The sequence below is a fragment of the Ochrobactrum sp. WV_118_8 genome (assembly GCF_039631535.1).
Lineage (GTDB): Bacteria > Pseudomonadota > Alphaproteobacteria > Rhizobiales > Rhizobiaceae > Brucella > Brucella anthropi.
Map to the genome: position 1 here is coordinate 1,480,976 of NZ_JBDIUZ010000001.1, position 22,089 is coordinate 1,503,064.

Genomic DNA, 22,089 nt, shown 5'->3' on the forward strand with positions numbered 1-22,089 from the left:
CGGGCGCGAGGCCCGGCTTTTTTTGGTTCAGTTGTCGCCCGTTTTATGCCGGGCGGATCAGTACATGGCGTTTCTTGCCAAGAGACAGCTTGATAACGCCCTGATCGTTCAGTGCACCAGCATCTACGGTCATGCGAGGATCGCTGACTGGTTCGTCATTGATACGTACGGCGCCACCTTCAACGTGACGGCGCGCTTCGCCATTAGTCGTGCAGAGTTCGGCCAGAACCATCAGCGCCAAAACCCCGATGCCGCTGTTCAGCGTTGCCTTGTGAACGCCGACTGTCGGAAGATTTTCCGACAGTTCGCCATCCTCAAAAGTCTTGCGCGCTGTTTCTGCGGATTCCTCGGCCGCATCGCGACCGTGGAGCATGGCCGTTACTTCCGTCGCGAGGATTTTCTTCGCTTCGTTGATTTCGACGCCTTCGAGCGCCGCCAGCTTGGCAATTTCGTCCAGCGGAAGCGTCGTGTAGAGCTTCAGGAAGCGCTCGACATCGGCGTCCTCCGTGTTGCGCCAGTACTGCCAGAAATCATAGGCGCTCAGCATTTCAGCGTTCAGCCAGATTGCGCCGCCAAGCGACTTGCCCATCTTCTGGCCCGATGCTGTCGTTAGCAGCGGCGAGGTGAGGGCATAAAGCTGCGGGGTTCCCATGCGGTGACCGAGATCGATACCGTTGATGATATTGCCCCACTGATCCGAACCGCCCATCTGCAGACGCAGATCGTAGCGTTTGCTCAGTTCCACAAAATCGTAGGCCTGAAGGATCATGTAGTTGAATTCGAGGAATGACAGCGACTGCTCACGATCGAGGCGCGTCTTCACCGAATCGAACGAAAGCATGCGATTGACCGAGAAATGACGGCCCACATCGCGCAGGAATTCCAGGTAATTGATGTTGCGCAGCCAGTCGGCATTATTGACCATCAGGGCATCGGTGGCGCTGTCACCAAAGGTGAGGTAGTTGGCGAAGACGCGCTTGATGCCGGCAATGTTCTCGGCAATCGTATCTTCGGTCATCAGCTTGCGGGCTTCGTCCTTGAAGGACGGATCGCCGACCATGCCGGTGCCGCCGCCCATCAGCGCAACAGGCTTGTGCCCCGTCTGCTGGAGCCAGTGCAGCATCATGATCTGGATCAGACCGCCCGCATGAAGGCTTGGAGCCGTAGGATCGAAGCCGATATAGGCCGTCACGGTTTCCTTGGCCAACAATTCGTCGAGGCCACTTTCATCGGATATTTGATGAATGAAGCCACGCTCGGAAAGCGTGCGAAGAAAATCGGATTTGAAACCGGACATTCCTTTTCCCTGACTGATAAGGCGAAGTTGAAACTGGTCGCAAGCGGCTGCTTGCACCCCTGTGATATGTCCGCCTTTAGCACCAATCAACCGCCAATAACAAGGAAACTCCCGAATTGATGGGTTGCGAACCAGTAATTTGGCTTCATTGCTCGTTGAGCGCATCCCCGAAAAGTGTGAAACGGTTTTCGGATAAGATGCGCGTCAGAAAACAGTTGGAGCACAGATCTGATTCAATCAGACCGAAACGCGCTCTAGTGTTGCGCCGTGTTCGAAAACAGATTGAGCACAATAACACCGGCAATGATCAATCCCATGCCGAGCACTGCCGCGAGGTCGAGCTTCTGGCCGAACACCAGCCAGCCGATCAGGGCCACGAGCGTGACGCCGATCCCGGACCAGACCGCATAGGCGATCCCGACAGGAATGCTCTTCAAGGTCATGGAAAGAAAATAGAAAGCCAGACCGTAAGCGATGACAACGATCAAGGACGGCCCAAGCCGTGTGAAGCCTTCTGATGCCTTGAGGCTAAGCGTTCCGATGACTTCGGACACTATGGCGATAGCAAGAATGGCATAAACCGGCATGTCACGCTCATGAGATGGATTTGAGAAAACGAATCATTGGATCGCGATGGTAGCATCGCATAAAAAATCCGGCGGGAGACCCGCCGGATGAGACGCTGAAAATCTGGAAAACGACAGCTGAATTTCTTGTAAGCTTAACGCAGGCGCTTCGGACGCGCTTCGACCAGTTCGCCTGCAAGGCGGCGATCCAGATACTCTGCGCAATCCTCGATGAGCTCATCGCCCTGACCGGTGAAGAAGTGGTTCGCGCCCGGAATCGTCGTCTGGGTGATCGTGATACCCTTCTGGGTTTTCAGTTTGTCGACCAGAGCCTGCACATCCTTTGGCGGCGCCACCTTGTCCTGATCGCCATGGATGATGAGACCGGACGAAGGGCAGGGTGCGAGGAAGGCGAAATCATATGTATTCGGCTGCGGCGCAACCGAAATAAAGCCTTCGATTTCCGGGCGGCGCATCAGGAGCTGCATGCCGATCCATGAACCGAACGAGTAACCGGCGACCCAGCACGTCTTGGAATCCGGATGCAGCGCCTGCACCCAGTCGAGTGCGCTTGCAGCGTCCGAAAGCTCGCCCGCACCATGATCGAATTCGCCCTGACTGCGGCCAATGCCACGGAAATTGAAGCGCAACGTGGTGAAGCCGCGCTGCTGGAACATGTAGAAGAGGTCGTAGACGATCTTGTTGTTCATCGTTCCGCCGAACTGCGGATGTGGATGAAGGATAAGCGCGATTGGAGCATTCTTTTCTTTGGAAGGCTGATAGCGACCTTCGAGGCGTCCGGCAGGGCCGTTGAAAATGACTTCTGGCATGTGTACTCCGCTCGTAACGGGAAGACCGGACTGGGGCGGCGAAACTTGACGTCGTTGGACGCCGCTTCTAGAACCGGTTGGAAATTTCGACAGACTGAAAGCGAGTTTCAGTTCCTATGGGGGCTTAATAGGCTTTTCTTGATTGAAAATTCAAGAAAATTGCGCTTCCAGAATTTTGTTTAGGAGATAGGTACGGTGAACGGGAGCGGCAAGAGGCTCTATCTGGATTATAATGCCAGTGCTCCGTTGCTTGATGAAGCACGCGAAGCGGTTATCAATGCGCTCGGCATTACCGGCAATCCATCTTCCGTGCATCGTGAAGGCCGCGCCGCGCGTGCGCTCGTCGAAGCAGCGCGCCGCAGCGTTGCAGCGCTCGTCAATGCCAGGCCAGACCATGTTTTCTTTACGTCGGGAGCAACGGAAGCCGCGTCGACGCTGCTGACACCCAATTATATGATGGGACGTTCGCCGGTCCGCCTGTCACATCTTTACGTGAGTGATACGGAACACCCTTGCATGCTGTCTGGAGGGCAGTTTGCAGCGCAGGACGTCACCGTTCTACCGGTTGATGGAAATGGCATTGTACAACTCGATGCCCTGAAAACTGCGCTTGCCGGTCATGACAAAAGCCAGGGGCTGCCACTCGTGGCCATACAGGCCGCCAACAATGAGACCGGCATCATCCAGCCGATTGCGGAAATTGCCACTATCGTGAAGGCTGCGGGCGGCATTTATATCGTCGACGCAGTCCAGGCGGCAGGACGCATTAAATTAGATATTTCAGATAATTGTGGTGATTATCTCATAATTTCTTCGCACAAGATTGGCGGCCCGAAAGGCGTCGGTACAATTATCGCCATTTCCGACCTCATGATGCCGCGCGCGCTTGTTCGCGGCGGCGGTCAGGAAAAGGGGCATAGAGCGGGAACGGAAGCTCTGCCGCTGATCGCAGGTTTCGGTGCTGCGGCAGATACCGCTAAGACACGACTGGACGGCGAGGGCTGGTCCCCGGCGATGCGGGACAGGCTGGAGGTCGGGTTGGAGGCGATCGCCCCGGATGCGGTGATCTATGGCAAATCGGTCGGCAGATTGCCGAACACGACCTTCTTTTCCCTTGAGGAGCAAAAGGCGGAAACCGTACAGATCGCCTTTGATCTCGGCGGGATTGCGCTTTCGGCAGGCTCGGCCTGCTCGTCGGGGAAAGTAGGTCCCAGCCATGTGCTGTCGGCCATGGGACATGGAGACAGCCTCGGGGCGATCCGCGTGTCACTCGAACCAACGGCCACACCCGATCAGGTCGATGCGTTTCTCGACGTGTTCCGCAAAATTATCGAGCGTCGCGCCAAGAAGGCGTGATTGCGATTCAAAAATCGAGGCCGAGCTTCTGCTTTGCAGCGGCGATATAGCCCTCGTAGCGCGTTTTAAATTCTTCCCGCTTGGCGATATCAGCGGCGATATCGTCGGAAGCGCTGGCATTTGAAATGTTGAACTTGTCGTGGGCGTCCTGAAAAAACTTCAGCTGATTGATGGTGCGGCCTTCGTCGTTCACCTGTTGTTCGAGAAACTTTACATAGTCCTGCAGATTTTGGGTGTTCATTATGGTCTCCCTTTCCTTTGGCTATCTATGTTCCTACATGCACAAGGCAAGGGCGGGCATGATTCTGATAGGCTGCCCGGAAATTCCAATTCTTCAAAGAAAATCAAGGCGTCAAAGCCGGGATGTGTCGTCTGCGATCGCCGTTTCATCGGACTGTTTCATTAAGTTGATCGTTTTAATCGGCATTTTTAGGGGCAAATTTGAACCCGGTGCTTGAAATTCAGTTTAGAGAGGTTTTAAAGAAGGGCCAAGCACACTATATTGAGGCGGTATTGTTCAAGACATATCACCTTGACGTTTGCAACTGTCGGGCCTTGACCCCGACGAGGATGGAGAACGCCAATGCCTGCAGTGCAGGAGACCATTGACCAGGTCCGCGGCCTTGACGTGGACCAGTACAAGTATGGCTTCGAGACGACGATCGAAGCCGAGAAGGCCCCCAAGGGCCTGAACGAAGATATCATTCGCTTCATTTCCGCCAAGAAGAACGAGCCGGAATGGATGCTGGAATGGCGTCTGAAAGCCTATGAACGCTGGCTTACCATGGAAGAGCCGACATGGGCTCGCGTCGATTATCCGAAGATCGATTTCCAGGACGCATATTATTATGCGGCGCCGAAAAACCAGTCCGGCCCGAAGTCGCTCGATGAAGTTGACCCGGAGCTGTTGAAGACCTACGAAAAGCTTGGCATTCCGCTGCGCGAGCAGGAAATCCTTGCTGGCGTTCGCAAGCAGGGCGAGCCGAGCGAAATCGATGGCAATCCTTCCGACAATGTCTATGCGTCCGGCCGCGTTGCTGTTGATGCCGTGTTCGACAGTGTGTCGGTGGTTACGACCTTCAAGGAAGAACTCGCCAAAGCGGGCGTAATCTTCTGTTCGATTTCGGAAGCGATCCGCGAACATCCCGAACTGGTGCAGAAGTATCTGGCTTCTGTGGTTCCTGTTTCGGACAACTATTACGCGACGCTGAATTCGGCTGTCTTCACGGATGGTTCGTTTGTTTACGTTCCGAAGGGCGTTCGCTGCCCGATGGAACTTTCGACCTATTTCCGCATCAACGAAAAGAACACCGGCCAGTTCGAACGTACGCTCATCATCGCTGATGAAGGCGCGTATGTTTCCTATCTGGAAGGTTGCACCGCACCGCAGCGCGATGAAAATCAGCTGCACGCAGCTGTCGTTGAGCTGATTGCGATGGAAAACGCCGAAATCAAATATTCGACGGTCCAGAACTGGTTCCCTGGCGACAAGGACGGCAAGGGCGGCATCTACAACTTCGTTACGAAGCGTGGCGATTGCCGTGGCGATAATTCCAAGATTTCGTGGACGCAGGTTGAAACCGGCTCTGCGATCACGTGGAAATACCCGTCCTGCATTCTGCGTGGCGATAATTCGCGCGGCGAGTTCTATTCAATCGCTGTTTCGAATGGCCATCAGCAGATTGACTCGGGCACCAAGATGCTGCACCTCGGCAAGAACACGTCGAGCCGCATCATTTCAAAGGGTATTTCGGCCGGTAAGTCGAACAACACCTATCGCGGACAGGTTTCCGCCCATCGCAAGGCTGAAAACGCCCGCAACTTCACCCAGTGCGACTCGCTCCTGATCGGTAACGATTGTGGCGCGCATACGGTGCCGTATATCGAGGCGAAGAACGCCACGGCGCAGTTCGAACACGAGGCAACCACCTCCAAGATTTCGGAAGACCAGCTGTTCTATGTGATGCAGCGCGGCATTCCGGAAGAGGAGGCAATCGCTCTCATCGTCAATGGCTTCGTGAAGGAAGTCATTCAGGAACTGCCGATGGAATTCGCCGTCGAAGCCCAGAAGCTTATCGGCATCTCGCTTGAAGGTAGTGTCGGCTAACCGATCGCCTCTTTCCCAGTGATTTTTCTGGCCAGCCTTTTCCTGGCATTAGAACAAGGTTTACATTCATGCTTGAGATCAAGAACCTCCATGCAAAGATCGCCGACACGGATACCGAGATCATCCGTGGCCTGAACCTCACCGTGAACAAGGGTGAAGTTGCTGCGATCATGGGTCCGAACGGTTCGGGCAAGTCCACGCTTTCCTATATCCTCGCCGGTCGCGAAGACTATGAAGTGACGGAAGGCGACATTCTCTACAACGGCGAGTCGATCCTCGAACTCGATCCCGCTGAACGCGCCGCCAAGGGCATCTTCCTCGCATTCCAGTATCCGATGGAAATTCCGGGCGTTGCCACGATGGAATTCCTGAAGGTTGCGATGAACAGCCAGCGCAAGGCGCGTGGCGAACCGGAACTGAAGATCCCGGAATTCATCAAGCGCGTGAAGGACGCTGCTGGCAAGCTCAGCATCGACATGGACATGCTGAAGCGTCCGCTTAATGTCGGCTTTTCTGGCGGCGAGAAGAAGCGTGCTGAAATTCTTCAGATGCAGCTTCTGGAGCCGAGCCTCTGCGTCCTCGACGAAACCGACTCCGGCCTCGACATCGACGCGCTGAAGATCGTTTCGGAAGGCGTGAATGCCCTGCGTTCGCCGGACCGCGCCGTGATCGTCATCACGCACTATCAGCGTCTGCTCGAACATATCATTCCGGATAGCGTGCACGTGCTTTACAAGGGCCAGGTCATCAAGTCTGGTGACAAGAACCTTGCGCTGCACCTTGAAGAAAATGGTTATGCCGACGTAATCGGCGAAGCTGCCTGAGGAGGGATGGATCATGAATATCCAGACCGCCCCGGCTACCAAACCGCGAACGCCCGCTGAAAGCGCGCTGATCGACAGTTTTGCCGACCGCATGGGCGACCTGCCGGGCAATGGCGATGTTGTCGTTGCACGTGATGCGGCGCTTGAAACTCTCAAGGAGAACGGCATTCCGTCCCGCCGCGTCGAAAGCTGGCATTACACGGATTTCCGTACGCTTCTGAAGGGCGTGGCGCCATTCGATGCCGCTGCCGGAACACAGGCATTGCCTGCGCTCATCGCCGGTTCGTCCATCGCTGCCACAAGCAATGGCGTGGCTCTTGCCGCGAAAGCGCCTGAAGGTGTGTCGCTGACCCCGGTTCGCGAGGCGTTGGCCGACGGCTCGCTCGTCACCCAGCTTCGGTCGCGCGGCTTCGACGATACGATCGGCCAGATCAACGCTGCCTATGTCAGCGATGGCTGGATGGTTTCCATCGCCGATGACACCGAACTGGAAGCGCCATTGGAGCTTCAGAACATCCAGAAGGCCGGACAGGGACACACTCGTTTTCCTGTCCGCATCGGTGCAAATGTCAAGGGCACCATCGTGGAACGCCAGAACGGCGGCGAAGGCGATGCCTTCTCCACCTCTGTCAACCATGTGACCGTTGGCGACGGCGCTGAAATTCTCTGGATCATCCTGCGTGATTTCGGTCAGGCAACGCAGCTTTCGCAGTTCAATGCGACGATTGGCAAGGGCTCCAAGCTCACGCTCTATATCGTCAATGCGGGCGGCAAGCTGGTTCGTCAGGAAGTGCACGTCAATGTGACGGGTGAGGATTCCGACTTCGAGCTTCGCGGTCTCAATCTTCTGGCTGACGACACGCACACCGATGTCACCATGACGGTCGGCCATCTGGTGGAAAACACGCGTTCGACCCAGATCATTCGCAACGTGGTCAAGGACCGTGCGCGTGGCGTTTTCCAGGGCATGATCCGCGTGGCACAGATCGCCCAGAAGACCGATGCCCGCATGGCCTGCAACACGCTGCTGCTTTCGGATGAAGGCGAGTTCGATGCCAAGCCTGAACTCGAAATCTTTGCCGATGACGTGGCGTGTGGCCATGGTGCGACGGTTGCCGAATTGTCGAGGGACTATCTGTTTTATCTGATGGCACGCGGCATACCCGAAAACGAGGCACGTGGCCTGCTGATCAATGCGTTCATCGCCGAGATTATCGAAGAGCTGGAAGACGAAACGCTGGTTGAGGCACTGGAAGAAGTGCTGTCCAACTGGCTCGCCACCCACGCCTGATTGATTGAGGCAGAGTGTGCAGATGCACGCTCTGCCTTTTCCTGCCGAAACGGCAAGAGGAACGATCATGGACCAGAAGAATCCGCTTGTAGCGCGCTATGACGTCGAGGCGATCCGTCGCGACTTTCCGATCCTTTCGAGAGAAGTGCACGGCAAGCCGCTGATCTATCTCGACAATGGCGCATCGGCGCAAAAGCCTCAGAGCGTCATCGACGCTGTAACGCACGCCTATTCCAACGAATATGCCAATGTTCATCGCGGCCTGCATTTTTTGTCAAATGCGGCAACGGATGCCTATGAAAAGTCGCGTGAGACGGTACGGCGCTTTCTGAACGCCGGTTCTGTGGACGAAATTGTCTTTACGAAGAACGCGACCGAAGCGATCAACACGGTCGCCTATGGTTATGGCATGCCGAATATCGGCGAAGGCGATGAAATCCTTCTGTCGATCATGGAGCATCACTCCAATATTGTGCCATGGCATTTCATTCGTGAAAGACAGGGCGCAAAGCTGGTCATCACGCCGGTGGACGATGAAGGCATCTTCCATATCGAGGAATTCGAAAAGCGTCTGACGGAGCGAACCAAGCTTGTCGCAATCACGCATATGTCGAATGCGCTTGGAACGGTGACGCCGATCAAGAAGATCGTCGAGCTTGCCCATGCGCGTGGTATTCCGGTTCTGGTCGATGGCAGCCAGGGCGCTGTGCACCTGCCTGTCGACGTGCAGGATCTCGGCTGCGACTGGTATGTCTTTACCGGCCACAAGGTTTACGGACCATCTGGCATAGGCGTCCTTTATGGCCGTTCGGAAATGCTTGAGAAGATGCGTCCTTTCCAGGGCGGCGGCGAAATGATTGAGGAAGTGACGGAAGAAAACGTCACCTATAACCATCCGCCCCATCGTTTTGAAGCGGGTACGCCGCCTATCGTTCAGGCCATCGGTCTTGGCGCCGCGCTTGAATATATGGAGAAGATCGGTCGTCATGCGATCCTCGCCCATGAGGAAGACCTGCGCGATTATGCTCACGAGCAGCTCGGCCGGATCAACTCATTGCGCATTTTCGGCAATGCGCCGGACAAGGGAGCCATCATCTCGTTTGCGCTGGAGGGAATTCATGCGCACGACGTTTCGATGGTGATCGATCGGGCAGGGGTTGCGGTCCGTGCCGGAACACATTGCGCGCAGCCGCTCTTGAAACGCTTCGGCGTTACGTCTACATGCCGTGCATCCTTCGCCCTGTATAATACCCGTGCTGAAGTGGATGCATTGGCGGAAGCCTTGGAAAAGGCAAGGAAGTTTTTCGGATGACCGATATGGAACAGAAAGTTCAGGACAAAGCCGATACCGCGCCTGTCGAGGGTGGAGAAAAAGCCGAAGGCAATTCGGTGTTTTCCGCTTCTGCCATCCCGCAGGAAGACCTCCTGCGTATGACGGACGACATCATCGCGGCCTTGAAGACGGTTTATGATCCCGAGATTCCAGCCGACATCTACGAACTCGGTCTCGTCTACAAGATCGATATCGAAGATGATCGCACCGTGAAAATCGAAATGACTCTAACTGCTCCCGGCTGCCCTGTGGCAGGCGAGATGCCGGGCTGGGTTGAGAACGCAGTCAGCGCCGTTGAGGGTGTTTCCATGGTGGAAGTCACGATGACATTCGATCCACCTTGGACGCCGGACCGTATGTCCGAAGAGGCCCAGGTGGCTGTCGGCTGGTACTGAAATCTGATCGAAGCAAACAAAATGCGGCTCTTGAGCCGCATTTTTATTTCGTGGACACCTAAAGCATGTCGCTGTTAACCGGATTCGGGATTCCCGTTTGGCTTGATCTGTGATTCACTTGTCTCATGGAAGGAGATGCACCATGGGCAAGCCGCATCCGATTGAGTTGCGTGAGCGTGTCGTTGCGTTTGTGAATGAGGGCAATAGTCACCGGGAAGCCGCTCGGCATTTCCGTGTTTCGCCTCGGTTCGTCAACAACATGATGATCCTGCATCGGTCATCCGGCTGTCTGGCCGCCGCCAGGCAGGGCCACCCGCCTGGAAGTGTGAAGCTTTTGGCTCATGGTGATTGGGTCCGCGAGCAGATGTCCGCCCGTGGCGAAACGACTTTGGACGAACTGTGCGTTGCGCTCGCGGAGCGCGGTATTGAAGTCCACCGCGCCACGGTCGGGCGATTTCTACACCGACTTGGGCTGAGCAATAAAAAAAAGCCTCAAGGCAAGCGAGCAGCGTAGACCAGAGATCGCCAAGGCGCGTGATCTTTGGATCAATCGCCGAAAGCGGTTCTTCAACAAGGCCTTGTCGCGTCTCATCTTTATCGATGAGACTTCCACGAATACGCGCCTGACAAAACGCACCGGATGGTCTGCCAAAGGCAGGCGCTTTGCCGCCTATGCGCCATTCGGAAAATGGAAGACACAAACCTTCATTGCCGGACTGCGCTGCCATGGCCTGACCGCGCCATGGATCGTCGATGCACCGATGAACAGCCGCATCTTCGAAACCTGGATCGAGACACAGCTTGTGCCGACACTGTCAGCCGGTGATATAGTCATCCTCGACAATGTCGGCTTCCACAAAAGCCAGAAGGCTGAGCAACTGGTCAAGGCAAAGGGCGCTTGGTTTCTCTTCCTGCCGCCCTATTCGCCGGACCTGAACCCAATCGAAATGGCTTTCTCAAAACTCAAGGCACTTCTGAGAAAGCGAGCAGCACGCAGCTTCGACGCCATCTCAAAAGCACTTGGCGATATCATCAGTCTCTTCTCCATCAATGAATGCCAGAACTTCTTTAAGGCTGCTGGGTATGAGGCCGAATAAATGCGACACGCTTTAGACGAAAATTTTATCATTCATCTTCCATTCAATCGCCAGCGCCTATTTTCAATGAGGCGGGAGTGCTGACTATGGAGGATGTAACGATGTCAGTCAGAAGCAGCCTAACTGCTCTTCTTGTTTTCGGTGGTATCATGTCTTTTTCGGCGCCGTCATTCGCTTTGCCAATGCCACAACCCACGAATACGCATGATGCCGGTAGTCTTGCGGAGCAGGTCGGGTGGCGGTGTGGGCCTGGCTGGCACATGAATCGCTATGGACGCTGTGTTCCCAATCGGGCCAGAGCACGTTGCGCCCGTGGCTGGCACTTGAACAGAAATGGCGTTTGTGTGCGAAACCGCCCTGTCCATAAGGTCTGCGCTCGCGGATATCATCTGACACCGCGTGGCTATTGCGTACGCAACTGGTAGTGTGCGTTTTCCTCCCGAAATCGCGACACGACTTCGGGAGGAGAGCCCGGTGGATCAAGACGGATCAAATTGCGCCCGACAGCACGGTAACGTTGGACTAGCGCACTTCAAGCACTTCTCCGGTGCGACGATCAATAACTACACGCATATCGTTGTCTCGACGGTCTATTCCTCGGACAATATACGCGCCTCTGCGTCGTGAAACGCTTTCGACTTCATCCATTCCCTCGCTACGTGCAATCCTCGCAGCCCGGCGTTCACTGATTTCATCCCGTTCTGAACGACGATCAGGAATAACCCGGCGGTCGCTGTCCGGGTTGACTTGAATACCATTAGGACCGATCTCAATACTTTGGGCCTGTGCGGGAACGGCTGAAACAAAAGCCGACATAATCACCATCGCCGCTGCCATTGCCGAAAATTTGTACATGGCACCTATCCATTGTTAGTTTTGCACCCGCCGTCGAAATGAACGAATTGGATCGATGCCGGTTCCCGTTCCGGCGGTCAACTCTCCTAACACGCTGAACATCCTGTGATTATGCCCATGTCGATCCGACCGACGGTCAAAACGATCTAGTATTTATAGGAAGACATTATCGTGATGCGGGCGCTGATCCCAATTGGCCAACAAACAGATTGTCGGGCCAAATCTGTGTGATTCCTTGGCCCGTTATGCTTGGGAGGCTTTTAGTCCTGTGGCTTTCACAGCCAAGGGGGTAGGCACCGCGCACGGTTTCGAAATTTGATGAAAGACGATTGCGGGTCTATAACCCGATTGCTGCTAATGTTGCTCCAACGCAAGAACCGTTAGTTATGGAGGTTCTGTCCATTACTCTCCGGGGGCAGAGGCCGAGGCTGATCACGATCAGGTCAACGCGGCAATGACAGAGTAGTCTTTCCGCACGCGATAAATCTGCCCGGACGCCAATAACCCTCTTCCGATCACGAACTCTGGTCTGGTTCAGGTGGGAACTGATCTATTTGGTGAATATCGAGCCTACTATTTGTTAGTCGCGAAGTAGGTTTGAAAAAAACCCCGCAAAGAACGATGATGTGGATACTCACCCGTGATAGTTATGGTTGTGATTTCTCTAAAAGTGTCACTGCATCAATTCGTGGTTGTGTTACCGCGGTCGGGGGCCAAGGGGTAATTTGGGTATCAATCAGCCTAAATCCTGCACGGTTTGCAAAGTGTCGCATCAACTTTTCAGAGAAAAAATTGCGCCAATGCGGTTCATCTTCATATGTCCCTTCGGGAAAATCTTCACAATTCGAGTAGTGCAAAAGAGCCCGTCCTCCAGGGCGCATAATGCGTGCAATTTCACTTAAGTATCCAATCACGTCGCTGGCTTCAAAGTGAACCATAGCGTCGTAACAAAATAGGGCGGTGACGGTTTCTGTTTTCATTTCGCGAAGGTCTACACCGTTGTTTACAGAGTAAAAGACATTAGAGTTCTGGGAAAACCGTTTGCGGCAAACATCAATGTTTTCCTTATTAATATCAATGACAGTAATGCGTCCGGCCCTGTTCACTATCTGTGCGGTATGGCGCCCGTGTCCGCAAGCCAACTCGACCACGTTTGTCAAGTCTAGTTGATCAAACATTCTCCTAAACAGACTGTCGGTGTTCCAAAAAATGCCGAGGTGATTTGGGTTGTCCACGCCTGCATAATATGGGGTGTCTATATGAACTTTTCCAAGTTTCTCTACGAATTGACTGTACAATCATTCGGATAACTGCAACCACAAGTAGATAAATTCTTGAATTTGCTGCTGTTCTTCATGTGAGACGCTTATCGCCGAGTTAACAGAGGCTACTATTCCAGCCTCGTGTATATCTGTGGCCGGCAGCCATGCATGCAATTGCGATTTGATTCGACAGGAACTGCGACCTTCCAGCAATGGCTTTTATCGCAGCTCGCGTGTCGCCCTGGTAGTACGAGAGTGCCAGGGCGATTTCGTTTTGCAGGTCATGCGCAACTGCATTCATTGCTCGGCTCCAGCGAAGCAGACACATAAGCCACCAAGCATGCCTGTGAGTTTATCGGGTTGCCCTCAGATGTTCCTATTACGTTCACGGTGAGAATGGAGAGTCAACAGACTTTCGAAATGGTGTTGAATCGCTCACGTCTAGATGTGCAAGTTCAGGCTGAAAAGGTGAGGGAAAAGAAATGGGATTGTTAAATGGAATCAATGCCCCATTTGGGCCTACAGATGAGGGGATTATGTAAGTGAAACGACGCAATAAGCGATTGTTATAACTCATAAATTATCCCCAAAATGTGAGGATATTTGGTGCCCCCAGAGAGACTCGAACTCCCGACCCCCTGATTACAAATCAGGTGCTCTACCAACTGAGCTATAAGGGCACTTGCGCCCGATTAGCACAAATGCAGCGCGTGTAAAACGAAAATTCATCGCTAGCAGGTCATGGCAACCGGGTTTTTCATGTGATAGCCAATAGCGGGTTGGGGAAACAGTGGCAAACTTGTCAGAGTTGGCCAGATTCGGGACTGTAAATATGGAAGATAAATCGCTCGCGCTGCATTTTCTGTCGTCGGGAACCGAAGAATCACTTGTCGCCCAAAAAGAACTCGTTGCCCGCTACGGTCATGTGGCTGCTGAAGATGCCGATATCATCGTTGCACTTGGCGGCGATGGAACCATGCTTCAGGCGCTTCGCGATTTCATGAACAGCGGTACGCCGATCTATGGCATGAATCGCGGCTCTGTCGGCTTCCTGATGAACGAGTTCAGCGTGGATGACCTGCCGGAGCGCATTCTGGCCGCGCAGATGGAAACCATTCGCCCGCTTGTCATGGTCGCCGAAACAGAATCCGGCCAATCATTCGAGGCTTTGGCGATCAACGAAGTTTCCCTTTTTCGTCAGTCCTATCAGGCTGCGAAGGTTCGGATAACGATTGACGGCAAGGTGCGTCTGGACGAACTCGTCTGCGATGGTGTGATGGTCGCGACGCCTGCAGGTTCCACCGCCTACAATCTTTCAGCACAAGGCCCCATTCTTCCGCTTGAAGCGCCGCTTCTGGCGCTCACCCCGGTGAGTCCCTTCCGTCCGCGCCGTTGGGGTGGGGCGCTATTGCCGAAGCACGTAACCGTTCGCATGGATTTGTTGGAAACCGAAAAACGCCCGGTCAATGCGGTCGCGGACAATAATGAGGTCAAATCGGTCAGGGCTGTTACCGTGCGGGAAGCACCGAACAGCCAGGTGGCCATCCTCTTTGATCGAAATCATTCCTGGGACGAGCGCATCCTGACAGAACAGTTCAGGCATTAGTTTCAGCGTATAAGTGGCGCGTAATTCAGCTACGCAAATGCTCTTTGGCTTTTGATAATTTGAGTAAATTTGTTCAAGTTCCGCATTGATTTCGATTGTCGCAACACAATTGAAGCAATTTGATATCTTTCGATGGTATTTTGGTTGACTTTTGCACGCTGTGGACGTACGCGATGCTGCAAGAAAACGCATATTGCGTTGCAGACGCCTTATTCTGCCTTCGTTCCTGCGCCCGATGACGCGGCTGCAATGACAGGATGGGTGGAAATCATTTCCAAACCAAGAGAGCTGCGCCTCCATTGACGACATTTGCCGAACTCGGTCTTTCCCCGAAAGTGCTCGCTGCTGTAGAAGCGGCGGGATATTCTGCGCCCACACCCATTCAGGCAGGAGCCATTCCTCCAGCCCTTGAACGCAAGGACGTTCTCGGTATCGCGCAGACGGGAACCGGAAAGACCGCGTCTTTCGTGCTTCCGATGCTCACGCTTCTGGAAAAGGGTCGGGCGCGGGCGCGCATGCCGCGTACGCTCATTCTGGAGCCGACCCGCGAACTCGCAGCGCAGGTCGAGGAGAACTTCACCAAATACGGCGTCAATCATCGGCTGAACGTGGCCCTTCTGATTGGCGGCGTGTCGTTCGATGAACAGGAGCGCAAGCTGGAACGCGGTGCCGATGTTCTCATCGCGACACCCGGTCGCCTGCTCGATCATTTCGAGCGTGGCAAGCTGCTCCTGACCGGTGTTGAAATTCTCGTCATCGACGAAGCAGACCGTATGCTCGATATGGGCTTCATCCCGGACATCGAACGCATCTGCAAGCTCATTCCGTTTACGCGTCAGACCCTGTTCTTCTCGGCCACCATGCCGCCGGAAATCACCAAGCTGACCGAACAGTTCCTGCATTCGCCAACGCGCGTTGAAGTTGCAAAGGCTTCGTCTACGGCCAAAACCGTGACCCAACGCCTAGTGAAATCCAGCAAGAAGGATTGGGACAAGCGCGCGGTTCTGCGCGATCTCGTCCGTGCGGAAGGCGATACGCTCAAGAACGCGATCATCTTCTGTAATCGCAAGAAAGACGTATCCGAACTGTTCCGCTCGCTGACACGACATGAGTTCAACGCTGGTGCCTTGCATGGCGATATGGATCAGCGCGCGCGCATGACCATGTTGGCGAACTTCAAGGAAGGCAAACTGCAGCTGCTGGTGGCTTCCGATGTTGCCGCGCGCGGTCTCGACATTCCCGATGTGAGCCACGTTTTCAATTTCGACGTTCCGATTCACTCGGAAGACTATGTTCACCGCATCGGCCGCACCGGTCGCGCGGGGCGTTCTGGCAAGGCATTCACCATTGTGACGCCTTCCGATACAAAATATCTTGCAGCCATCGAAAACATGATCGGCGAGAAGATCGAATGGCTCGATGGTGATCTGTCCACCCTGCCAGCCTCTGATGAGGCAGACGATCCGCGCAAGAGCAAGAATGCACGCGGCAAAGGCAAGGATGCCAAGGGCAAGGACAAGCCGAAAGACAAGGCAAAGGCGAAGCCTGCCGAAGTTCTCGATCTTGCCGAACAGCCGCAACCAGTCATCGAAGCCAGTGAGCGCCGTGATGCGATCCGCGCTTCCAATGACGAACGCCGCGGCAAGCCGCAGCACGAACAGAAACGCCGTCGCGATCGTGACGATGACGGCCCGACGCCTGTTGGTTTCGGCAGCGACATTCCGGCCTTCATGCTGATTCCGACCGGAATCTGACCGAAGCAGTAAAGAAATGAATCAATCGGCTGCGAGGCTAGCGCTTCGCAGCCGATTTCTTTTTGGGCCTGGTTTTTTCGCTTCGTAGCGCTGCATCATAGGCAAGGCGCGCCCAATGCGTCATCACTTCCGGATCGTCGAAAGCTTCACTTGGCACGCTCCAGTAAGGCATGGCGATTGGATCACCGCCCTTGCGACCTTCATAGGTCCATTGGGTGGCGCCTGCGTCAATGAAATCCGGGATGGTTACTTCGTCAGCCTTGAAGAGCAACTCGTCGCGAACGACGAGTGCAAAGATCAGGCCCTGATGATAGATGCCCTTGCCGCCAAACATGCGGCGGATGCTGATGGGGCCGAAGTCCTGCAACAGATCGCGAAGAGCTTCGTCATCCATTAGCTGACGGACCTTGTCTTGAGTTAGGCTGCGCCCTGCATCTGGCGGAGGCTTTCCGGGGAAGCCGCTTTGATTTCGACGGATTCGCCGCAGCCGCAAGCTGATGTCTGGTTCGGGTTGTTGAAGACAAAACCCGTCCGCAGCGTCGTTACTTCAAAATCCATCTGGGTGCCGAGCAGGAAAAGAACGGCTTCAGGCGCGATGAAGACTCTCGCGTCATCTTTCTCGATCACATCGTCGCCTGCCTTGGCTTCCGTGACGAGATCGATGGTGTATTCCATTCCGGCACAGCCGCCTTTTTTCACACCCACCCGGATACCAAGAGCGCCGTCCCGCGATGCGATGATCTCGCGAACGCGATCAGCTGCCTTGTCAGTTAGCGTCATGACTGCGAAACGGCCCATTTTCTCTCTTCCGGTATCGTGCTGGCATATGGACGGAGAATCGTCCAATCATGTCGCAACAGGCTGAGTTTCCTCTGCGCCTGCCACGTTTTCACTATAGTTAGTGTTGTAACATCATTACTGCAATACACCAAATCGGGAGCGCCCTCGACGCGTTCCGCAAAAACTTTGCTAGAAAGAGGAGAAGCGAATGTCGAATGACCGGATGAAACCTCTGATGCTGGCTGCTGTAATCGGCCTTCTGGGCACGGGGCTTGCAGGTATTTCGGCTGACAGCGCTTTTGCGCAAAATCCGCCGAAGGCTGCGCCCGAAGAAACGCCGAGAAACGTTCAGGAAAAGCATGACAACGCTTCCAAGCCTGTGGAGGAAACCAAGCCTTCCGAGCAGACGCAGGATGCTGCCGGAGGCGTGACAGTTCCGGATTATCGCGACGATCGCTCGACGCCACAGGCCCTGATCGAATCCTATTACAATGCGATCAATCGCAAGGAATATACCCGAGCCTACGGTTATTATTCCGAGGAAGGGCGTGAGCCGGATTTCAAGACCTTTGTAAAAGGCTATGAGAATACCAAGAGCGTGAAAGTCGCGCTGCGCAAGACTGATCCCGATCCAGGCGCCGGACAGATCTACTGGAGCCAGCCACTGGCCATCGAAGCCGAAACGGCGGATGGCAAGAAGGAAGTCTTTACAGGCTGCTACACGATTCACCTCACAAATCCGGCCATGCAGGAAGAGCCGCCGTTCAAGCCGATGCAGATCATGACAGGGTCTTTGACCAAGTCACCCCTTGAACTGGAAAAGAGCGTGCCGGAGACCTGCGAAGCGCCATAAGAAGAATGGCAGTATAGCCCTTGACCTTACCACGATGGGAAGCCCCATCTTATGTTCAGTCCTGAAAGGAGTGACTGAGTTGATGAAGTTTTCCATTCCCAAGATGAAGTGCGGCGGTTGCGCCGATAGCGTTACCGTCGCACTGCGCAAGCTCGATGCAATCGCACCAATTGAAATCGATCTCGACAAGAAAGAGGTCGAATTCGGCGGCAAGGTTTCGCAGGATGCCGTTCTTTCCGCACTGGCTGAGGCCGGTTATCCGGCATCGAACGCTCAATAATGTGATTTGAGGGGCGCTTGTTTCAAAGTGCTGCGAACGGTAGAGCCCATCCCGAAAAGCGTAAAACGGTTTCGGGCAGGCTGTGTGTCAAAACGGGCGCCGAGATGCCGGGGCGCGGAAAGCTTTCCGGCATCTTCATATCCAGATGCCGACAACTGTAGTGGGTATCAGTGAGCATAAATGCCGCAAATGCTGTGTTTCATTGACTGGACCCCCGATTTTTGCCACATCAACGGCAAATCTCGTTTATGGTGCTCTTTGTGCGTCCAAAAGGATGCACGGCGCTCCAATGGCATGAAACATCGCATTCCGCGACAAGGAAGGGTTTAGGGCTATGGCAGCCGATTTCCAGGATCTTCGCACAAAGATGGTTGACAACCAGATCCGTACGACGGACGTAACCGATCTGGCGGTTATCGATGCTTTCCTGACCGTTCCGCGCGAGGCTTTTGTTCCCGCAGCCCGTCAGGTTCTCGCCTATATCGATGAAGACCAGCTTCTGGAAAGCGAAGGCAAGCAGCCTCGCTACCTTATGGAACCTTCGCCATTCGCCAAGCTCGTGCAGCTCGCCCGTATCAAGAACACCGACGTGGTTCTCGATGTCGGCTGCGGCACCGGATATTCGGCAGCCATCCTATCCAAGCTTGCTGGCTCGGTGATCGGTCTGGAAAGTGATTCCGTATTGTCGGCTGCTGCGACTGCCCGTCTCGCTGAATTCGGCTATGACAATGTTGTGATCGTTTCAGGCGAACTGCAGGCAGGCTATCCGTCGGAAGCGCCTTACGATGTGATCGTCATTGAAGGCGCTGTCGATTTCGTTCCGGACGCACTTCTCAGCCAGTTGAAAGACGGCGGACGCCTCGTTGCCGTTGAAGGCCGGGGGAACGCCGGAGTTGCGCGGATTTACGTTAAAGAAAATGGTGTTGCATCGGGACGCGGTGTGTTCAACACTGCGGTTCGTCCACTGCCGGGATTCGAGCGCGTTCCGCAGTTCGAATTTTAATTTTAGTGGATGATACAATTCTGCAACGCTGCGGAATTTGTTTGTGCAAGCTCTGGCGGGGGCAATGGAAATAACCGAATTTAGAGGTTATTAGGATTTGCCCGAACCGATCGGTTCGATAGTTGGATTCGTTTGTTCTTAATATGAGGTACCCGGTGTTCAAAACGTGCAAAGGACTGGTAGCGGCCGCAGCATTGTTGTCTGGCACCATTTTAACGGGGCAGGCGGCGTTCTCGGAGACGTTAACCGGCGCTCTCGTGAAGGCCTACAAGAACAATGCTAACCTGAACTACTCCCGCGCAGGTGTCCGCGTCACGGATGAAGGCGTGGCCATTGCCAAGTCCGGTTATCGTCCGCAGATTACCGGTTCTTATAACGTAGGGCGTGGCAAGACACCTTCAAGTCAGGGTTATCGCACGACAGGCACGTTCGGCATCGAGCTGAACCAGATGCTGTTCGATGGGTTTCAAACCAAGAACAATGTCGCCGCCGCAGAAACACAGGTCTTCGCCCAGCGCGAAAATCTCCGCAACGAAGAGCAGAACAGACTCTATGAGGCGGTAACAGCCTATATGGATGTCTATCAGGCTCGCCAGATCGCTGTTCTGCGTGAACGCAACCTTGCAGCCCTGAACGAACAGGTTCGTGCGGCTCGCGCCCGTCTCGATGTGGGCGAAGGTACGCGTACCGACGTTGCGCAGGCAGATGCCAGCCGTTCGACTGCCGTAGCGGCGTTGAATTCCGCACGTGCGGATGTCAAGTCGGCAGAAGCAACCTATGTGCAGGTTATCGGCGTTCAGCCGGACAAGCTTGCGACCGCAGCCGCAGCCAAGAACCTGCCGAGCTCGCCAAATCAGGCTTTCTCCATTGCGACTGCCGGACACCCGGGCATTCTTGCGACCCAATATGCCGTTAATGCCGCTGGATATAACGTGAAGGCCAAGGAGGGCGCTCTGCTTCCGTCCGTCGGCCTTACGGCAAGCGCCAGCCACCTTGATACTTATTCCGGCGAGGGCGGCTCGCAGACCGATGGCAACTCGGCGTCCATCGGCGTCGGCGTCAGTATCCCAATCTATACCGGTGGCCGTAGTTCGGCTCAGGTTCGCCAGTCCAAGGAACAGCTCGGTCAGGCACGTATCGAAGTCGACGTCGTTCGCGATCAGGTTCGTCAGGCTATCGGCTCCGCATGGTCGCAGCTTGAAGCTGCCCGCGCATCGGTCAAGGCAAATCGTGACGGCATTTCCGCCGCACAGCTTGCTCTTGATGGCGTCATTGAAGAGCGCAAGGTTGGACAGCGCACGACGTTGGACGTCTTGAATTCGCAAAACGATCTGATCAATGCTCAGATCGCTCTGGTCGAATCCGAGCGTAACGTTATTGTCGCCAGCTATGCTCTTCTCAATGCGACCGGTCGCATGACTGCCAGCCAGATGGGCTTGCAGGTCGCTCAGTACAAGCCGGAAGAGCATTACGAAGCCGTCAAGGACAAGTGGTTTGGTCTGCGCACGCCGGACGGTCGGTGATTGCTTGCAAGCATAGTGAGAATTGAAAAGGCACCTTCGGGTGCCTTTTTGTTTGCTGCGATTCGATTTTGCAGCGCCCGCAATTCTTAACAAATCCATAAAGCTGTGAGTTTGATCCAGCTTGCCTTGGCCGGGGATTCTCAAACAGAGGATCGTCCGCTACCTTTAATCCATTGATTCTCTGTCTTTTGCAGACAATGTCGCAATACAGGAAAGCGGATAGTAGCCATGGCACAGACATCCAGCGCAGCACGTGAACCGTCGATGGAGGAGATTCTCGCTTCCATCCGCAGGATCATTGAAGATAGTGATGTCACTCGCCAGCCAGCGCCGGTGGCAACGGCCTCTCCGGCTCGTGGAGAGGTTGCGGAGTTCCGTCGTCCAGTCACCGAGCAGCCCGTTGCACAGCCGGAAAAGCCTGCAATGATGCGCAACGTATTCCAGGACGAACCGACATTGCGCGGCCCGATTGGCGAACCGGCGCAGGCAGCGCCAGAGCCTGAAATCGAAGCCGATGACGAGGATGAAGTTGTTCTCAATGCCGAGAATGACGATCATTCTCACGCCAAGGCCACGCAGTCTTTGGAACTGCCTGCAGAGGCGGACATATCTCTGGAAGAAATCGACCTTTCCGTTGAGGCGGAAATTGCCGAAGCAGTCGACGCCTTGCTCGAACCGGAACTCGATGCGGACATGGAGCAGGAACCTGCAGCTCTTGCCGAGCAGGAAACCTCGGTTCGGCCCGAGGCGGTAGCGCCAGTTACTGAGCCCGCTGCAAAGATGCAGCCTGCTGCTCATATGCTGTCGCAGATTGCCGAACGTCAGGTAGCTGCCGCATTTCAGGATTTGAACCATGTGGTTCAGGCCGAGCCACGCCGTTCGTTCGACGAAATCGCTACGGAACTGTTACGTCCGATGCTGCAGGACTGGCTCGACAATAATCTGCCGACGCTTGTTGAGCGGCTTGTCCGGGAAGAAATCGAACGTGTGGTGCGTGGCGAGCGATAAACGGTATCAAGCCGATCCATTGAAATATTACCCGCCTGTGCAGCAGGCGGGTTTTCACTTTTAAAGTGA

24 protein-coding genes and 1 tRNA gene are annotated in these 22,089 nt (G+C 54.7%); 16 read left to right on the forward strand and 9 right to left on the reverse strand.

Annotation, left to right across the window (positions count from 1 at the left end):
• Positions 1-43: 43 nt before the first annotated feature.
• From tyrS to ABDF71_RS07150, 3 genes are all read right to left on the reverse strand, one after another.
• The gene (gene tyrS / locus ABDF71_RS07140) at positions 44-1,297 is read right to left on the reverse strand and encodes a tyrosine--tRNA ligase (protein WP_010661278.1); all 1,254 of its coding nucleotides are present in this window, start codon (positions 1,295-1,297) and stop codon (positions 44-46) included.
• A 254-nt stretch (positions 1,298-1,551) separates the two neighbouring features.
• Positions 1,552-1,884, reverse strand: coding sequence for a DMT family transporter (locus ABDF71_RS07145; protein ID WP_105529028.1), 333 nt, complete (start codon positions 1,882-1,884; stop codon positions 1,552-1,554).
• A gap of 134 nt (positions 1,885-2,018) precedes the next feature.
• Positions 2,019-2,693 carry an alpha/beta hydrolase gene (locus ABDF71_RS07150; RefSeq protein WP_010661280.1) on the reverse strand — a complete coding sequence of 225 codons (675 nt, stop codon included), beginning with the start codon at positions 2,691-2,693 and terminating at the stop codon, positions 2,019-2,021.
• Positions 2,694-2,888: 195 nt separating this feature from the next.
• On the opposite strand from ABDF71_RS07150, the gene ABDF71_RS07155 reads away from it, so the two are divergent.
• The gene (locus ABDF71_RS07155) at positions 2,889-4,049 is read left to right on the forward strand and encodes a cysteine desulfurase family protein (protein WP_500061430.1); all 1,161 of its coding nucleotides are present in this window, start codon (positions 2,889-2,891) and stop codon (positions 4,047-4,049) included.
• Between the two features lie 7 nt (positions 4,050-4,056).
• On the opposite strand, the gene ABDF71_RS07160 is transcribed toward ABDF71_RS07155, so the two are convergent.
• Positions 4,057-4,290 carry a hypothetical protein gene (locus ABDF71_RS07160; RefSeq protein WP_029924926.1) on the reverse strand — a complete coding sequence of 78 codons (234 nt, stop codon included), beginning with the start codon at positions 4,288-4,290 and terminating at the stop codon, positions 4,057-4,059.
• 342 nt (positions 4,291-4,632) lie between these two features.
• On the opposite strand from ABDF71_RS07160, the gene sufB reads away from it, so the two are divergent.
• The 8 genes from sufB (at position 4,633) to ABDF71_RS07200 (ending at position 11,521) form a co-directional block, all read left to right on the forward strand.
• The gene (sufB, locus tag ABDF71_RS07165) at positions 4,633-6,156 is read left to right on the forward strand and encodes a Fe-S cluster assembly protein SufB (protein ID WP_012092133.1); all 1,524 of its coding nucleotides are present in this window, start codon (positions 4,633-4,635) and stop codon (positions 6,154-6,156) included.
• Positions 6,157-6,224: 68 nt separating this feature from the next.
• On the forward strand, positions 6,225-6,980 hold the full coding sequence (gene sufC / locus ABDF71_RS07170) for a Fe-S cluster assembly ATPase SufC (protein ID WP_105529031.1): 756 nt from the start codon (positions 6,225-6,227) through the stop codon (positions 6,978-6,980).
• 13 nt (positions 6,981-6,993) lie between these two features.
• Positions 6,994-8,271: a Fe-S cluster assembly protein SufD gene (sufD, locus tag ABDF71_RS07175; protein ID WP_500061431.1), complete on the forward strand. Its 1,278-nt coding sequence runs from the start codon at positions 6,994-6,996 to the stop codon at positions 8,269-8,271.
• A 67-nt stretch (positions 8,272-8,338) separates the two neighbouring features.
• Positions 8,339-9,583: a cysteine desulfurase gene (locus ABDF71_RS07180; protein WP_500061432.1), complete on the forward strand. Its 1,245-nt coding sequence runs from the start codon at positions 8,339-8,341 to the stop codon at positions 9,581-9,583.
• Positions 9,580-9,999 (forward strand): SUF system Fe-S cluster assembly protein, encoded by a 420-nt coding sequence (locus tag ABDF71_RS07185; RefSeq protein ID WP_010661287.1) that lies wholly within the window; start codon positions 9,580-9,582, stop codon positions 9,997-9,999. Before ABDF71_RS07180 ends, ABDF71_RS07185 begins: the two co-directional genes overlap by 4 nt.
• A gap of 142 nt (positions 10,000-10,141) precedes the next feature.
• Positions 10,142-10,513 carry a winged helix-turn-helix domain-containing protein gene (locus ABDF71_RS07190; protein WP_011982874.1) on the forward strand — a complete coding sequence of 124 codons (372 nt, stop codon included), beginning with the start codon at positions 10,142-10,144 and terminating at the stop codon, positions 10,511-10,513.
• A gap of 64 nt (positions 10,514-10,577) precedes the next feature.
• Complete coding sequence (locus ABDF71_RS07195) at positions 10,578-11,096, forward strand: IS630 family transposase (protein ID WP_040128162.1); 519 nt, start codon at positions 10,578-10,580, stop codon at positions 11,094-11,096.
• A gap of 182 nt (positions 11,097-11,278) precedes the next feature.
• Positions 11,279-11,521, forward strand: coding sequence for a GCG_CRPN prefix-to-repeats domain-containing protein (locus tag ABDF71_RS07200; RefSeq protein WP_376752910.1), 243 nt, complete (start codon positions 11,279-11,281; stop codon positions 11,519-11,521).
• Positions 11,522-11,618: 97 nt separating this feature from the next.
• Here ABDF71_RS07200 and ABDF71_RS07205 read toward each other — a convergent pair whose 3' ends face one another.
• From ABDF71_RS07205 to ABDF71_RS07215, 3 genes are all read right to left on the reverse strand, one after another.
• Positions 11,619-11,951, reverse strand: coding sequence for a PepSY domain-containing protein (locus ABDF71_RS07205; protein WP_010661288.1), 333 nt, complete (start codon positions 11,949-11,951; stop codon positions 11,619-11,621).
• Between the two features lie 647 nt (positions 11,952-12,598).
• Positions 12,599-13,129, reverse strand: a complete 531-nt coding sequence (locus ABDF71_RS07210) for a class I SAM-dependent methyltransferase (RefSeq protein WP_500061433.1) — start codon at positions 13,127-13,129, stop codon at positions 12,599-12,601.
• 688 nt (positions 13,130-13,817) lie between these two features.
• Positions 13,818-13,893 (reverse strand) — tRNA-Thr (locus ABDF71_RS07215).
• Between the two features lie 152 nt (positions 13,894-14,045).
• On the opposite strand from ABDF71_RS07215, the gene ABDF71_RS07220 reads away from it, so the two are divergent.
• A complete protein-coding gene (locus tag ABDF71_RS07220) occupies positions 14,046-14,819 on the forward strand; it encodes an NAD kinase (protein WP_036583970.1) in 774 nt (257 codons plus the stop codon).
• Between the two features lie 299 nt (positions 14,820-15,118).
• A complete protein-coding gene (locus ABDF71_RS07225; RefSeq protein WP_010661290.1) occupies positions 15,119-16,573 on the forward strand; it encodes a DEAD/DEAH box helicase in 1,455 nt (484 codons plus the stop codon).
• 37 nt (positions 16,574-16,610) lie between these two features.
• Here ABDF71_RS07225 and ABDF71_RS07230 read toward each other — a convergent pair whose 3' ends face one another.
• Both ABDF71_RS07230 and sufA read right to left on the reverse strand, forming a co-directional pair.
• Positions 16,611-16,967 carry a TfoX/Sxy family protein gene (locus tag ABDF71_RS07230; RefSeq protein ID WP_500061434.1) on the reverse strand — a complete coding sequence of 119 codons (357 nt, stop codon included), beginning with the start codon at positions 16,965-16,967 and terminating at the stop codon, positions 16,611-16,613.
• 23 nt (positions 16,968-16,990) lie between these two features.
• Positions 16,991-17,371: a Fe-S cluster assembly scaffold SufA gene (gene sufA / locus ABDF71_RS07235; protein ID WP_010661292.1), complete on the reverse strand. Its 381-nt coding sequence runs from the start codon at positions 17,369-17,371 to the stop codon at positions 16,991-16,993.
• A 190-nt stretch (positions 17,372-17,561) separates the two neighbouring features.
• Between sufA and ABDF71_RS07240 the strand changes: the two genes are divergently transcribed.
• The 5 genes from ABDF71_RS07240 (at position 17,562) to ABDF71_RS07260 (ending at position 22,020) form a co-directional block, all read left to right on the forward strand.
• Positions 17,562-18,206 carry a hypothetical protein gene (locus ABDF71_RS07240; protein WP_010661293.1) on the forward strand — a complete coding sequence of 215 codons (645 nt, stop codon included), beginning with the start codon at positions 17,562-17,564 and terminating at the stop codon, positions 18,204-18,206.
• Positions 18,207-18,285: 79 nt separating this feature from the next.
• Positions 18,286-18,486, forward strand: coding sequence for a heavy-metal-associated domain-containing protein (locus tag ABDF71_RS07245; RefSeq protein WP_105529034.1), 201 nt, complete (start codon positions 18,286-18,288; stop codon positions 18,484-18,486).
• Positions 18,487-18,820: 334 nt separating this feature from the next.
• On the forward strand, positions 18,821-19,489 hold the full coding sequence (locus ABDF71_RS07250; RefSeq protein WP_010661295.1) for a protein-L-isoaspartate O-methyltransferase family protein: 669 nt from the start codon (positions 18,821-18,823) through the stop codon (positions 19,487-19,489).
• Positions 19,490-19,632: 143 nt separating this feature from the next.
• Positions 19,633-21,012 carry a TolC family outer membrane protein gene (locus ABDF71_RS07255; RefSeq protein WP_010661296.1) on the forward strand — a complete coding sequence of 460 codons (1,380 nt, stop codon included), beginning with the start codon at positions 19,633-19,635 and terminating at the stop codon, positions 21,010-21,012.
• A gap of 228 nt (positions 21,013-21,240) precedes the next feature.
• Entirely contained in the window at positions 21,241-22,020 is a 780-nt protein-coding gene (locus ABDF71_RS07260) for a PopZ family protein (protein ID WP_500061435.1), read from the forward strand.
• Positions 22,021-22,089: the final 69 nt, after the last annotated feature.